This window comes from Lacticaseibacillus pantheris DSM 15945 = JCM 12539 = NBRC 106106, assembly GCF_001311175.1.
Lineage (GTDB): Bacteria > Bacillota > Bacilli > Lactobacillales > Lactobacillaceae > Lacticaseibacillus > Lacticaseibacillus pantheris.
The window spans coordinates 66,009-81,297 of sequence record NZ_BBAI01000002.1 but is presented as its reverse complement, the minus strand read 5'-3'; the positions used below and the strand labels follow the sequence as shown (position 1 = coordinate 81,297).

Below are 15,289 nucleotides of genomic sequence, written 5' to 3'. Positions count from 1 at the left end.
AGCAAGACAAAGGGGTACTACTCCAAGGCTTCAAAGCTGGACAACGCTAATCAAAAGATGGACGATTACCAACTAACATCCGCACTGAGCGAAGCAAAGTCCGTTAAGGGCGGAACCAGGGCGATTATCTCCGCCCGGAAAAAGTTGGTTCGCAAGATCACCGTACGGAAACAAACTGCTCAGGCGTTTAACCACGAAATTGAGCTCGCCCAGCAATCCGCAAAGTCCGGCAACACAGCGTCAGCCTTGGGAACAATCAACGATTTACTAGGCGACAAAGATATTCAATCTAAGCCCTACTACCAAATTCAAATTAAGGCCTTAGAATTGAAGGCGTCACTGCTAAACGGGGCATCAGCCACAACGCCGACAAACACTTCGTCCACCGACGATAACGGCGCAGCGGCAAGCAGCTCGTCGGCAAGTTCCAGCGACACTAGTAGTTCAAGTTCATCAGCATCTGCTTCTACGAGTGCTGAAAATAGCTCTGTATCCGGCGTCACTAGTGCAGAAATTAGCCAAGCGCGTGCTGACTTAAAATCCGAGGGCGTAGATACATCCTCTTGGAGTAACTCGGATATTGCCAAAGCTGTACTTAACGCAAAGAAAAATGGACACAAGAAAGTAACCGAATCCGACATGGAAAACTATCAAAAGTAAACACCTAAAAAAATCCCGTTTCGTCAGACACTGACGAAACGGGATTCTTTTAGTAGCCCTCAATTGACCATTGCAATTAGAATATTCTTTTTAAACCGAATTTCTTGTGTGCCCATAAAAATGCGAAGGAAATCGCCACCAAAACAGAGACTACATTTGCCAAAATATCAATGATGCTGTTAGTTCTTTCAACCACAATCGATTTAACCGGTTTGTTGCTCGTAATTAGAACCGTTCCCCGGTGACTAGTGGTCACCTTTAGGCCATTAGGCACCTTAAGCCCATCGCCGTATGACAAAAGCGGTAAATCGACCTGATCACCCTTTTTAAGGGATACATGGTAGGAGAGACCATTTTTCACCGGTGTCGGGGACAATCGCACTTTTTTTTACCATTGATTGCTCCAACGTGCCTGATAATATCCTGACCGAATTTAATACTTTGTTGAGGCCAATAATCGAACTGCCCGGCCATCAAAAATCTTTCGCTGAATATGTGCTTTGCAGCATTTTCATTGAATTTATTGGACGGCTGCGCGAGGACATTGATAGATGGCGTCCGTAATTGATCATTTGTATCAAGATGACTGGAAAGCTCAGTCGCAGACGAAAAAGCCGTCAGGATCAGGCCCAAAGCTAAACCGCTGGTAGTCAAAGTTTTAAATCTATATTCTTTAGTCGACAACATCTGGGACAATACATCAGCGGCAACAAATGCCAGTCCCACCATGGCTACGCTTAAAAACCGCACCGGATATTGAATGAAACTACCAAGATATTTTTGAACGTGAATCCACGGGAATAGTGAACTAGATAAAAACAAGCACAAAATCGAACCGGCCAATGCCGAACCATCTAACAAATCAAATTTATTTTTCTGCGTGAGTAATACGATTAAGACCAACAGAATTATAGCGCCAATATTTCCTGTAACCGATGTATTATTAAGCGAATCCGTGAAAATGGTTCCTGGCTTTAAAGCGTAGAACGATGAATCTATTTTGTTCACTCCGCTAATCGTGTTTGTTAAGTAAATGCGCACAAACTTAATCCAAAAGAAGGCTGTGCATCCCATAGCTACCAGGCCACCAAGAATAAACTTTCTGAGGTAGAAGTAAAAATCAGAACGATAGAAAGCAATTATAACTGTAACTACCACGAGGCCAGACAATACTACAAAAAAAAGCTAACTATGTGGCTAAGCAGGAGCGCAGCTATCCCAATGACAAAGTCAGTGACCGTTGCGCTACGATGAGCAAATATTTGCACGAATCCCGATAAAACTAACGGAATAAAAATCAGTGCCCACAACCACCCCATGTCGAACCACACGAAACAAACATTCAAAAATATGGTAGACCCAATGTATAGGCTGGAAAAAAAATGGCCGCAGTCAGGTGGCCCTTCTTCAATCTCATTATGGCGTAATGGCTAATTAATAGCCCCAGGAAGACAGTAACAAAAACCGCCATGTAAGTGCTCAAGACAAGATTGCTAAACAACAACTGGAATATGGCCAATACCAAAACACTAAGACTGGGGTAAAACACACCCACTGCCTGGCCAACATCGTTGAAGCTATTCATCGCATAGCTGTATCCAAAATGACCTGCTTTAAAAGCAGTTGCGAGCTCGTGTGCTCGAGATAGATGGAATACCTGGTCATAGCCATTAAACAAAAACCCTGTCTTGTATAATGGATAAACCATTACCAAAGACAGTGCCAAATAATAAACAACAGTTATGGGGATTCTATACCTAGCCTTCATCTAGAGCACAGCCCCCACAGACGTACTAATAGTGGTTTGACCACTTGTGCCCAGCGACTTTGCACCAAAACGCAAAATCCGGCTGTTAAATCTTGACCGCCGCTTAGGTTCTAACCCAGTAAAAGAGCCTAAAGACATGGTGTTCCTCCATTCATACCGTGTAGCTATTTCCAAAACTCATCAAATACCGTCGCCGGTAGGTGCCGCTTGTGCTCGGTCTTCAGGTACCAAGCCTCAATCTTCTCCGCCACGGCGTCATCCACTTCTTTGCCTTCGAGGTAATCGTCAATGTTGCGGTAGGTGACCCCTAACGCAACCTCATCTGCTAGTGCAGGACGGTTATCTTCCAAATCAGCAGTGGGCGCCTTTTCGTAGAGGTGCGCTGGTGCACCCAGAGCTTTCAACATGGACGCCCCCTGACTCTTGTTGAGCCCAGTAAGCGGGGTTAAGTCCGCCCCGCCATCACCAAACTTCGTGTAGAAGCCAGTAACGGCCTCGGCGGCATGGTCAGTACCAATCACGACACCGTGGGTTTGACCCGCAATCGCATATTGGGCAATCATCCGCGCGCGCGCCTTGATGTTACCCTTGTTGAAGTCAGAAATTTCAATGCCGTTAGCCACGACTGCCTGCTCCATCGCGTCGACGCTAGACTTAATGTTAACGCGCATGGTTTGGTCGGCCTGCATGAATTCTATGGACTGCATAGCGTCGGCCTCGTCAGCCTGCTCACCGTATGGCAGCCGGACAGCAATGAACTGGTACGAATCGTCACCAGTCTCTGCGCGTAGTTCGGTAACAGCGTGTTCCGCTAACGTCCCCGCCAGACTGGAATCCTGACCGCCTGAGATTCCTAAGACATAAGTCTTCAAAAACGAGTTAGCTTTCATATAGTCCTTGAGAAAGTCGACGCGAGTCCGGATTTCTTTCTCTGGATCAATACTAGGCACTGCATGTAAGGCCGTAATAATTTTCTTCTGTAATGTTCGCATCCGTAGTTCCCCCACTAATTAAGTTCATCAATCGACTTGGCTACCGCTGCACGGACTTGCTGAATGTAGTCCATCTTGTGGTCATACAACTTTTGCGAAAGGTCAACCGGGTATTCCTGTGGGTTGAGATCCCGCTTGTATTCGTCCCAAAGCGAGTCCATGTTGCTGGCCGCGTAAGCACGAATCGCGTGCAAATTTGGTAATTCATACACCAGCTCGCCGTGGTCAAAGATATCCTGTAGTACTGGGCGTGCAGTAAAGTTGTGCAACGTCTTATTGATATAAGTGTAGTTAGGGTGGAACATGTACAGCTCAGATTGTGCAGCCGGATTTTCATGCTAACAGCGACGTAATCCCCTTCCGACTTGCCATCCTTCGTATCCGTAATCCGCCACACTTGCTTTTTACCAGGTGTCGATACCTTTTCGGCGTTGCTCGATAGCTTAATGGTATCAACCATGCTACCATCATCACTCTCAATTGACACCAGCTTGTATACAGCGCCTAAAGCTGGCTGGTCGTAAGCCGTAATGACACGTGTACCCACACCCCAGACGTCAATCTTCGCACCTTGCATCTTCAGGTTCTGAATGGTTTTTTTCATCCAGGTCGTTAGACGCATAGATCTTAGCCTGATCGAAGCCAGCTTCGTCTAGTTGCTGCCGGACCCGCTTACTAATGTAGGCCATGTCACCACTGTCGATACGCACGCCCTGGAAGCTAATCTTGTCGCCCATTTCTTTGGCAACACGAATCGCGCTAGGAACCCCACTACGCAAGGTATCATACGTATCAACCAGGAATACACAGTCATGGTGCGTGCGTGCATAGGCCATCATACCTTCGTAATCATTACGGTAGGTTTGAATAAGCGAATGTGCGTGCGTCCCACTAGCCGGAATGTCAAAAATCTTCGCTGCGCGGACATTACTAGTGGCATCAAAACCACCAATATAAGCAGCCCGCGTTCCCCACAGAGCCGCGTCCATCTCTTGGGCGCGCCGGGAGCCAAACTCCAGCAGCGGGTCACTGCCTGCTGCGGAACGAATCCGAGCAGCCTTGGTCGCAATTAGAATTTGGTAGTTAATGATGTTCAAGATGGCGGTTTCGACTAGCTGACCCTGAACCAATGGGCCCTCAATCTGCATAACGGGTTCATTGTTAAAAACCAAGTCCCCTTCAACTGCAGAACGAATGCTTAGCCCCAATCGCATATCTTTGAGGTACTGCAAAAAAATCCTCATCGTAATCCTGCGTCTCCCGCAGATACGCGATATCCGTGTCGCTAAACCGTAAACCTTGTAAATACTGCACAACCCGTTCTAGGCCGGCAAACACGGCGTATCCGTTGCCATACGGAATCGTACGGAAATACGATTCAAAGACGGCATTACGCTCAGCAATGCCTTCCCGCCAGTACGTATACATCATGTTAATTTCGTACAAATCCGTATGTAGCGCTAAGCTATCATCGGGAAATGTCGTTGTCATTATAATTCTCCTCGTAGTTACGTGATGCCCAAAGAGTACACCACCATATTTACTGAAAAAGCCGTCACGGGTATTTTACCCCGTAGACGGCTTTAACACCAGTTATGGATAACAAACTATCAGTTATTTGATGATTTTGGTAAAGAAATCATCTCCCAGATAGTGTTTACCAGACACCGTATCGTACTGAATTAGTTTATAATCGCGCAACAATTTTTTTTCTGTTTTGCGGACAAACTGGATGCGTTAACCTGCTTGCCCTGCTCGTTAACCATCAGTGCTCGGTTGGTATCTGATTCAGTTGCATTAAGGTTGACTGACATAGCCGGTAACTTTTTGGTGACATCGTTCATCATGGCGTAGTATGCCGACACCTTAGAATTGGTTTGCATCATCGCCAGCGAAGTGAATTGACTCGGATCAGTCACCGAATAATTCAGTTTCTTGGCCGCCCCCTCGTGCTCGCGGGCGTACTTATTGGAATAAATGAAGTATCAGTCTCGTGCAGGGCTACGTTGTTCTTCGTCACGTCGAGTCCATCATAAATGCCGCCTGGAAGGTGATCACCGTACCAGATAAAGGTAATTGGCTTGTTGATGTTGTCTATTTCCTTGATGAACTTTTTGACTGCGGTATCCGTGTACGATAATCCAGTAGCAAACTGTTCTACTTCATCAGTATCAGTATTACTACTCAGGGCGGATCCGGATGCCTCAAACCCTTTGTTGGTGTAGTAATGATCGCTGTAAGGATAATGGTTCTGCATAGTAACCAGGTTAATAAACTGTCCCGACTGCGTACTATTAATCCTTAGTTCAGCGTTATCGTACGCCGTCTCATCGGAAAGATATGGACTGTTCTCAATTTTCTTCTGATGCTTAATTTTGTACTTGCTACCAAGATAATAAAATTTTTTTTAATTCCTAACTTTGGGTAATCGTGGATTCGACGATAATACAGGGCAGTATTGGGATGAATTCCACTAGTATCGGTAAATAGTTTGGCAATCGAGGGACCGTACGAATTCGTGAATGGTAACTGCGTAAAGGGTGTTGATAAGGACGGTGCAAATGCCGCTAAATCCAAACTGGTCAATGAAGCGTACTCCATGTTGGCCGTTCCCCCACCATACCCGGAACTCATCATTACCCCTGCCGTAGTTTGTCTTTTTAGTGATCGAATGTACGGAATCGGGTCCTTATTCAGACTAAGATTGGGAACGCGGGTAGGATCCGCAAAACTTTCACTTAAATTCAAAATAATCGTTTGTTTGGCAAAATCATTCGCCCTGGTTTTGTTCAGTTTTTTTTGGCCTCAGCAACGTACTCGCTTTTAATCCGCATCATCGCTGCTTTAGAGTAACCTTGGGGTTCGTTCATTGCGGTCATGTCCACATTGTTCAAGAACTGCATGACAGCACCATTATTTTCCGCTCCAGCCAATTGGTTGTAGAACCGCGGCCCATCGCCCATACCGATTGCAATGGTAGAGGAGACACCACCAGTATGGTTCATGCGTGATACAAACCCTGTCATCAATAACGGAAGTACCAACGCCAAAACCCGTAACTTCCATGTTCCCATATGGACCGGATGCGCCCGTTCCAACCATACAGTTAACAATACAACCAATACCATAACGATAACAGTAGCTACTATGAACGGTATACTTACCATACCCAATAGACTCGGGAACGCCTTAATCATGGATAAATCGGACGGTAATAGTGGTTCTTGTCTGGCCGCCGACTTCAATCGGTTAACAACCACGAAGCCGACAACAATAATAGTAGTTAAATTAACACTGACCCAATAGCGTGTAGTAACTGCCAGTATCACAAAAAAATATTGATAAGACTACTAGGAAAGTTAAAAGTATGATTGAAAACCGGTCAAATAGAACGTACAAAATCAGGTTTTCACTTTTTGCAGTCGGCACTATTTGCCAGGAAAAGTTTGACCCAATAATCGACAAGGCTGACAACAATAACATCCATATCAACATCGAGAATAAGGCCAGTCTACTCCTCACAACTTTAAGTCCATGTTTAACCCCTGATAAAATGAACTTAATCGCCTCACTCAGAGAGCCAAAGGACCAAATCTTAAATTCGGTCAAACGGGAGTATAACCTTTCAGAAGCTGTCGCAGTAGCCACACCTATCAAAAGAAGCCCCGCAGCCAATAATAGGGCAATTACGGCCGTTGCTTTGGTGCCCACCACATTAAAGCTATTAATGATGCCCAGAGAACCAGTCGCAAGCCAGTCGCCCGTACCAATCATCAAACCAACGAATCCAATTGTGAGGTCCCATGAAATGTTGCGTGTTCGTCGATCGGCACCAACAGTAAAAAAAATTGGACCGCGCTAATTGCAGTTAAAACAGAAAAGATTGAGCTGTAACTGACAAACCTAACACTTGCCGACATATCGTCATAATTAACGCTGGATATATGCGTCATCAAAACAGTTGCCAACGCGCCCATGAGTATCATGAGTGTGGTCTGAAGTCCTGTGTAGATTAAACCGCGCCGCTGGTGATACTCGAAGAGACCCACACCAATAATAAAACAGTAAAAACCAAACCACAGGCTATTACCGCCGTTGAACAAAAATACATCCTTATTGAAAACAGCCGGCACAACAAGCACTAATATAGTGGCCCCATAAAACGCACGTTTGCCCATATCAGCCACAAATCTCTTAATTGCCGGCAGAAAGACTGCACCTATGGCCACACCCGTTACAGGGGCGTATGTGTTTCGAAGTACAGGCATAACCGCATCGTAAATGAAGGAAATATTGAATACCTTGTATACAACAACCATCACCACGGCCAATAGCAGGCCCGTCGTGACCGACACCATCCACAAAAGTCTAATTCGAACACCATCGTAATTGGCAAAAATATATCCGAGTGCAATCAGTATGAACGGAATTGCTACGCCGGTGAACTGCTTCAAAATGATTGCCAATTCATACTTAGCGCTAATTGTCTGAGCGCTGAGCACCTCCGGACTAGTTTTCCAAAAAAAATTGCAAACCATCCTGCCACCACGGCAGCAGCAATCAGTGATAACCTAAACCAAATACTACTATTTTCCCTATTGTTTGAATCCATAAAATTCTCCCCGATATGTAAACGAAACCTGTACCTAAAACCAGTTCATGGTATTAATCATATCCCAACCAGTATCTAATAACCAACATTTACATAAAAATTGTAGAAACCATTAGCTTTGCCCAAATAAAAAAAGCGAGTAATCGTTTGTAAATTACAAACCGACTACTCGCTATGCTTTGATATTTAATGAAGAAATTCTAATAAGCTCCAGTATCTTTAGGGTCAAACATTTGGAAAAAGGTTTTGACGATAATCCTAACGTCACAGCTGATTGAACGCTGACCAATGTATTGCAAGTCTAAATCAACCATCTGCGCAAAGGTTAATTTACTTCGGCCACTCACTTGCCAAAGTCCGGTTAACCCAGGGATTACTTGTAGACGCTCCTTGTCCCGCTCACTATACTCAGCAACCTCTTTAGGTAATGCTGGTCGCGGCCCAACAAGACTCATATCGCCCTTAAGAATATTGACAAACTGAGGGACCTCATCCAACGAATGATGGCGGATAAACTTACCAGTCTTAGTAATTCGTGGATCATCCTTCATCTTGAACATCGGCCCGTCTTCAATCTCGTTTTGATCAGCCAACTCGCCCTTGATTTTATCGGCACCTTGGACCATCGAGCGGAACTTCCACAATTCAAATTCCTGACCGTCCTTACCAACACGCGTTTGTTTATATAAAACCGGCCCGCGATCCTCAAGTTTAATGGCAATAACAATATATAAAATTATCGGTGAAAAGAGGACTAATGCGATACAACTGCCGACGATATCCATCAAGCGCTTCGTCACCTTGTATAATATTGTGCTGGCACGCATAAGTTCAACTCCAGTAGTTCTACTACTTGCTTTCATGATTTTATACTCTCCTAAAATATTGTCGCCAGAACACAGACACTTGGGAGTGGCATTATCTCCGGTTCAAACATTTAGCGTAAACTCACTGATGGTGAATTTACCACAAACCCTAACATACGTCTATATTACCACGCTCACCCCTACGTCCAGGACAGAAGGAGGTTTGTCAGGTAGATTATTAAGTAATCCTTATACAATCAGGCATGCGCTACACTACACAAACACGCACGAGTAGAATCATACCATGAAACCACGTACAGTATGCTACACTGAGCCTATACTGTAACAAGAATTTCACAATTCACCATTTTGGAGGTAACTGTTATGACTGTTTTGGTTTTGGGTGGCGCCGGCTACATCGGCTCCCATATGGTCGATCGGCTGGTCGACCAACAAACGGATGTGGCCGTCGTAGATAACCTGGTCAAAGGGCACCGTGCTGCTGTACGCCCCGAGGCCCGCTTTTATGAGGGTGACGTACGCGACAAGGAATTCATGCGTTCAGTCTTTAAAAAAAGAAAACATCGATGCAGTGGTCCACTTTGCGGCCTTTTCTATCGTACCGGAAAGTATGGAGAAGCCACTGGACTACTTTGACAACAACACCGCTGGTCTAATTAACGTGCTTGAAGTAATGAACGAATTTGACGTTAAGCAGATCGTCTTCAGTTCAACCGCCGCTACATATGGCACTCCCGAAAGTGTGCCAATCAAGGAAACTGATAAACAGGAGCCCATCAACCCTTACGGTGAAAGCAAGCTGATGATGGAAAAAAAATCATGCACTGGTCCGACCTGGCATACGGCATTAAGTTCGTCGCACTCCGTTACTTTAACGTTGCGGGTGCTAAGGCAGATGGTTCAATCGGTGAAGACCACGGTCCCGAAACACACCTAGTACCAATCGTTCTGCAGGTGGCGAATGGTCAGCGCGACACTTTGAAGATTTTTGGTACGGACTACGATACTCCGGATGGCACCAATGTCCGCGACTACGTCCACGTTGTAGACTTGGCTGATGCCCACATTCTTGCCCTCAAGTATCTGGCCGAGGGTAACGAAAGTAACGCCTTCAACCTTGGCTCAGCAACCGGCTTCTCAAACCGCCAGATTCTTGAAGCGGCCCGCAAGGCTACTGGTAAAGAAATTCCAGCAGAGGACGCACCACGCCGCCCTGGCGATCCTGACACTTTGGTAGCTGACTCTTCCAAGGCGCGCGATATCCTTGGCTGGAAGCCACAGTACGACGATATTGAGAAGATTATCGCCACTGCCTGGAAGTGGCACTCAACGCATCCAAACGGCTATAACGATAAATAAGCACGAATAGCTGCAAAAAAAATTCCCGCTACGGGTCGCATCGTTCATTGCGATCTCGTAACGGGAATTTTTGATTACTCTATTTTGCGAGCAATATATATTGGCCGGTTTTTTTACCTCTAAGAAAATTCTGCCAATATACCTACCCACAATACCGATAGCAAGCAGTTGGAGGCCACCCATCATAAGCATAATTGATACCATTGATGGCCATCCTGCGGTAGGATCACCATAAATTGCCGCTCTGATAACGATAAAAATTAACGCTATGGTCGCACCGATAAAGCTGACCAATCCGAGTCCTGATACTAATGTGAGCGGGGCGTCGGAGTAGTCTACTAGGCCGTCAAGTGAATAATTGAGCAGACTCATGAAGTTCCAGCTCGTCTTACCATGCTGCCGTTCAACATTTTTATATGGCAGGTACTTAGTTTTGAAACCCACCCAGCTAAACAGGCCCTTGCTGAACCGCTGGCTTTCTGAGAGCGACAATACTGCCTGAACGACCTGCTTGGTCATTACACGAAAGTCCCTTGCCCCCGGAATAATTGGGGTTGAGCTGACAGCATTAATAATCTTGTAGAACATGTTGGCAAAAAAAAGAGCGGATTGGTGGTTCACCTTCCCTATTGGTACGGGCCGCGCCAACCACATCGAAACCGTCATCGATTCCTTTCAACATCTCAGGAATCATGGACGGCGGATCCTGCAGGTCAGCATCCAAAATACAATATAAGTCTGCCTTAGCAGTTGATAAGCCCGCGTACATACCAGCTTCTTTGCCAAACGCACGTGACATGTCGATGTAATGCACATCCGAATTTTCAGACTGTAGCAATTTGATGGCCATCAACGTTTTGTCTGTGGACCCATCGTTTATGAACCACGTGATTAATCTGTAGTCAGGTAATTTAGCAAATGTCTTTTTGAGCTCAGCGTATATCAGCGGGACATTTTCTTCCTCGTTATGACAAGGAATAATAGCTGCAAAATCAGTCAATATCTTGTTCTCCTCCCACAAACTAGTTTATTTGTGATTGTTTTCCCGATGTCTACGATACATCGAAATCGATTCGAATCCAACAATGAGAGCGAGACCTACAATAGCCATAGCAATACCTAATTTTAACCCAGGGACATTATATCTTAGCACAATCCGGTGTGCCCCTTGACTAACATTAACTGCCATTAGCTCACCTAACGCCCTACTCGTGGTAACTTTTTTCCCATCAACATATGCTGCCCAGTGCGAATCATACGGTACCGTGATAACGACATTGCCCTTTACAAAGTGAGCATCCGTGGAAAAAGTGATTTGGGCGTCCTTAACCTGTTGCTTGCTAACGCCCGCAGATGCCATCAATCTGTATGCTCGTTCATATACCGTGTTGTTCTCAGTAACAACAATTGGCGTGTTTTCAACATTGCCGCCCTTGTCCGTCTTGGAACCATGATTGCCAAAGGAAACATTAACCCGCTGGCCCTTGTCAAAATGTCCGAGATAAACAATACCGTTCTCGGTATCATTTACAAATAGTTGACTGACCTTTTTACCATTGACATATACGTCAACAGATTTAGGATCAATGCCTCGAGTGGTAGGAATATACATGTAGGCATTGCCCGAAGAAGATACTAATACCGAATACACACCTTTGCTGTCCGTTTGTTGAACTAGTTGGTGCTGGAACATCAACGAATCGGGATACAACCTGTTCCACAAATTATTTTGTACTGAAAACGGATCATGCATTGTATCGTAATTTGCGACTAAACTGCCCGCAATATTCGTTCCGTTCACACGAAATGCAACGGGAAAAGCCTCTTTGTCCTTGGTGATATACCCCTTGCCTTGTTTGACCACAGAGATACCTGTAGCCACAGGAACATTTAAAATATTATTATCTCCACCCATAGAGGCATTTATACGATTAATCTGACTTGAATACTCACCGGATGTGTTGCCATAAGAATACTTAACACCTAACAGCCGGTCCATTGATAGCGTAGAGCCGTTGTTGTAATTGGACCACCGCTTCCAAGTATGCTTCTGATAATACCCCAAAGTGGATAAGAAGTCTGTAACCTCCGTTGGCTGTTGCGAGACGTAATTAGAAAGACCTGCGTACCCAAAAAGTAATGGGTCGTTGTCATTGGCCTGATAACGATTGCCAATGCGATATACGCCTGTATCGCCAGAAGTCCCTTTAGCAATTAAGCTAGTCGTTGTCTGGTCAAATTTACTGTACTCGGAATATTTCATGCTATAACCAGCAATTGTTGACTGTAGTTTAAAATCCACCACAAACAAACTACACAGACTGATCACGAGAACAAAGACCGGAACTACCGCAATTCTTCTTGCTGGAGAAAATCCCACAATGACATACGTTATCATGGCTAAGACAATTGCTATAAAAACATACTTGAGTGCCGCATCCGATGTAGCAATCCCACTGATAAATAAAAAAAACGAAGAAAGCTGATATTGCCGATCTATGTCTGGTTTCTTTACCTGCCGACAAAATACTAACTAGGCCTATGAAGCCAATGATGCACAACACAAACGGTATCAAAAAGGCTTCTCTTTGTACATAACCGTTGGGCCAGGCCATAACGTGCCAAACCAAATAGAGAATATCCAACCATGAAGAAACAAACATGAATATCAGTCCAGCCGCGACAATCATTTTGTCCGTCAGACGAATCTTGCTATTGACGAAAAATAAAATCACACATGCCACTACAACCGCCCCGGCAAAAACAAGTGGAGTATTATTCACACCCGGGTTGGTCTGGAATAATTGAACAATAACATTAGCAGCACTGTAAACCGGTCGGTATGAATGGCTTGAATTCTTTGCTATTCCTAGCGTGGATAAAAAACTGGGTACAATGACAAAAGCTGTTAACAGCAAACTAACGATATTGGCAAAAGCATATAGTGCAATAACCTTAATAACTCCACGCTTCTTGGCGTACAGACTGTACAATATCCATCCGAGCACGCAGAGTCCAGAGAAGAGGCCAATGATATAACCAAAATAGTAATTTGTTATCACGGCCAAAGAAAAACACACGATGTAAAAGCTGATTTTACCGCGTAAAATTATTCTCTCGATACTCAGAAGCATCAATGGTAAAAGAATAATCGCATCCAGCCACATGATGCACTCTTTATAGGCTATTACGTACCCCATTAGTGCAAACGCAGAGGAAAAGATTAACGCTGACCTTGCAATAAGCTTGGCAGAAGCGCCTTTACGGAACCGTTGCAAAATCTGCGCACGAACAAGATAAGTATACATTGTAAGACCAATGCACGAGATTTTGAGTAAAGTCGTCAGCGTAGCAAAGAGAGGAAACTGATTCCTCGAGAAAAAAAACAACCAGTAAATTAAACGGACTCAACAAATAGTAAGTTAAAACACCAAATGCATTGCCACCTAATCCCATGGATAAAGAATATAGGCCACTGTCGCGGCCAGTAAGAACATTCTTCAGGTAGGAAAAAAAAGTGCCAGATACTGATTATTAAAATCACCCGACACAACGGTATTATTACCAAACGGATATGTATGTAATCCCACGAAAATACCAATCATAAAAAAACAATGGGATGATGAATGCTAAAACATAATATCCGTCACGTCTTGTTTTTGGTTTTAAATTAGTGAACTTCACACCCAGAACGCTCCAATCCGTATTAACTCAGCGTTAACTTCATCGAGATCTAAAGACAAACAGCTTGCTAAACACATAGTTGGCAAGCACAACAACAACATTGTCTATAATCTTAACCACAAGAACATCCCAGTGCAGTATTGAAATACCTAACCATGTAATTACGATATCAATAACTAAGGTTAGCAATCGCGCACCAAAAAAAAGAGAGCATCTCTCTCAAAGTGTCGGCCACACCAGTATAGTGGCTATTGAACACCCAAACCTTATTGCTAAAAAAAACGCAACCAGAACTGATAAAAACCACGCAAGTACAGTACCTACTTGATAATTACCACCCGCATGGTACCACAGCATAAATACGCCAATATTTACTAATGTCGTAACTACGCCCCAAAAAAAAGGTACGCAATGATGCTATTGTATTTCTTCCATAAACGTAATATCATACTTAACCTCAAATCACTGCGTCACCAACAGATATATATTTAGCAATTATACATGTCGTCTCTCGCCTTTATTTGCCCCGGCTGAACTCTACACCTGGATTGTTCGGAAAAATTACTTGTTCAAGCTAAGCTGTACTACACTTTGTACGATATCTGCATCAATATTTTCATCAAATTTACGGGAAAACAAGTGCCCCATTCTCTTCGCTCTAATGAGAGTGTCAAAGTCCTTTTCACGCCAGGTGTATGGCTTTCCATCCCACCAGTTGATGTACCGCAGATTACCCTGAAATTCGCGCGGGAGATCATTGACCGGTTGACTGTAGTATACCGTATCCCTAAATCCTAAATCGTTGAGTTCAAAGGGTACTAACAACTCGTCCACGAGATACCCCTTTGAAAACTTTGATCGGATACGCTTCAGGTTGTCCGGATTAACCATACACTGTACAAAATCATCACTAAGACTAACCCAGTTGGATCCATATTCAATTTTATCGACGCTAGTCTTAGCCGCAGCAGTTATGCTGAGCGCTTTATTCTCCATGCGTCTATACAATCTAGCAATCAAACTTAGAAATCCGTCTGACTGTTCACGAAAATGATGCCTAAAAGTGTGTGGCATCATTCTAACGCGTAATTGAACATCGGTCTGTTGCGCAGAAAAGGTAACAAATTGCTGACCATAATGTTGACTAAAGAAATCATGAATTTCATCTTGATTGGCGAGTGGCAAATCAAGCCCTGACATCAAATGATAAAAGTCATAGTGTTGCACAGCGGCTGCAGAGAATAAATTCAATTCTGCCTGTATCTGAGAATAGTCACCCCAGTAGATCGGAATTTCATCAAGAATTTTCAATACGGATTTTTTTTAGTTTCAATAGCAACTCTATGTTCTCGACTAGTTCTATCTATCTGGATGTAGATATCATTTC

At 44.2% G+C, this 15,289-nt stretch carries 11 protein-coding genes and 5 pseudogenes; 2 read left to right on the top strand and 14 right to left on the bottom strand.

Annotated elements, in window-relative coordinates:
- Positions 1-57: 57 nt before the first annotated feature.
- Positions 58-660 carry a hypothetical protein gene (locus JCM12539_RS01495; protein ID WP_054648709.1) on the top strand — a complete coding sequence of 201 codons (603 nt, stop codon included), beginning with the start codon at positions 58-60 and terminating at the stop codon, positions 658-660.
- Between the two features lie 357 nt (positions 661-1,017).
- Here JCM12539_RS01495 and JCM12539_RS01490 read toward each other — a convergent pair whose 3' ends face one another.
- The 9 genes and pseudogenes from JCM12539_RS01490 to JCM12539_RS01445 form a co-directional block, all read right to left on the bottom strand.
- Positions 1,018-1,818 (bottom strand): putative glycosyltransferase family protein, encoded by an 801-nt coding sequence (locus JCM12539_RS01490; RefSeq protein WP_156301979.1) that lies wholly within the window; start codon positions 1,816-1,818, stop codon positions 1,018-1,020.
- Positions 1,819-2,592: 774 nt separating this feature from the next.
- Positions 2,593-3,420: an NAD(+) synthase gene (gene nadE / locus JCM12539_RS01480; protein ID WP_054648703.1), complete on the bottom strand. Its 828-nt coding sequence runs from the start codon at positions 3,418-3,420 to the stop codon at positions 2,593-2,595.
- 14 nt (positions 3,421-3,434) lie between these two features.
- Positions 3,435-4,911, bottom strand: a pseudogene (locus tag JCM12539_RS01475) (nicotinate phosphoribosyltransferase).
- A gap of 436 nt (positions 4,912-5,347) precedes the next feature.
- A complete protein-coding gene (locus JCM12539_RS13730; protein WP_225350176.1) occupies positions 5,348-5,776 on the bottom strand; it encodes a sulfatase-like hydrolase/transferase in 429 nt (142 codons plus the stop codon).
- Entirely contained in the window at positions 5,722-6,168 is a 447-nt protein-coding gene (locus JCM12539_RS14985) for a sulfatase-like hydrolase/transferase (RefSeq protein WP_225350164.1), read from the bottom strand. Before JCM12539_RS14985 ends, JCM12539_RS13730 begins: the two co-directional genes overlap by 55 nt.
- 41 nt (positions 6,169-6,209) lie before the next feature.
- Positions 6,210-6,665, bottom strand: a complete 456-nt coding sequence (locus JCM12539_RS13000) for a hypothetical protein (protein ID WP_156301978.1) — start codon at positions 6,663-6,665, stop codon at positions 6,210-6,212.
- 43 nt (positions 6,666-6,708) lie between these two features.
- A complete protein-coding gene (locus JCM12539_RS01455; RefSeq protein ID WP_156301976.1) occupies positions 6,709-7,197 on the bottom strand; it encodes a hypothetical protein in 489 nt (162 codons plus the stop codon).
- Entirely contained in the window at positions 7,194-7,886 is a 693-nt protein-coding gene (locus JCM12539_RS01450; RefSeq protein ID WP_156301975.1) for a hypothetical protein, read from the bottom strand. The genes JCM12539_RS01455 and JCM12539_RS01450 overlap by 4 nt, the downstream gene beginning before the upstream one ends.
- Positions 7,887-8,232: 346 nt before the next feature.
- Positions 8,233-8,895 (bottom strand): sugar transferase, encoded by a 663-nt coding sequence (locus tag JCM12539_RS01445; RefSeq protein WP_054648691.1) that lies wholly within the window; start codon positions 8,893-8,895, stop codon positions 8,233-8,235.
- A gap of 327 nt (positions 8,896-9,222) precedes the next feature.
- On the opposite strand from JCM12539_RS01445, the pseudogene galE reads away from it, so the two are divergent.
- Positions 9,223-10,218, top strand: a pseudogene (gene galE, locus JCM12539_RS01440) (UDP-glucose 4-epimerase GalE).
- Positions 10,219-10,292: 74 nt separating this feature from the next.
- Here galE and JCM12539_RS01435 read toward each other — a convergent pair.
- The 5 genes and pseudogenes from JCM12539_RS01435 to JCM12539_RS01420 all read right to left on the bottom strand — a co-directional run bounded on the left by JCM12539_RS01435 (position 10,293) and on the right by JCM12539_RS01420 (position 15,213).
- Positions 10,293-11,218 (bottom strand): annotated as a pseudogene (locus JCM12539_RS01435) (glycosyltransferase family 2 protein).
- 27 nt (positions 11,219-11,245) lie between these two features.
- The gene (locus tag JCM12539_RS14460; protein WP_082405272.1) at positions 11,246-12,616 is read right to left on the bottom strand and encodes a YfhO family protein; all 1,371 of its coding nucleotides are present in this window, start codon (positions 12,614-12,616) and stop codon (positions 11,246-11,248) included.
- Positions 12,531-13,674, bottom strand: a pseudogene (locus tag JCM12539_RS14455) (YfhO family protein). The gene JCM12539_RS14460 and the pseudogene JCM12539_RS14455 overlap by 86 nt, the downstream one beginning before the upstream one ends.
- Before the next feature lie 267 nt (positions 13,675-13,941).
- Positions 13,942-14,351: pseudogene (locus JCM12539_RS12475) on the bottom strand (GtrA family protein).
- 112 nt (positions 14,352-14,463) lie between these two features.
- Positions 14,464-15,213, bottom strand: coding sequence for a beta-1,6-N-acetylglucosaminyltransferase (locus JCM12539_RS01420; protein ID WP_054648685.1), 750 nt, complete (start codon positions 15,211-15,213; stop codon positions 14,464-14,466).
- Positions 15,214-15,289 lie beyond the last annotated feature (76 nt).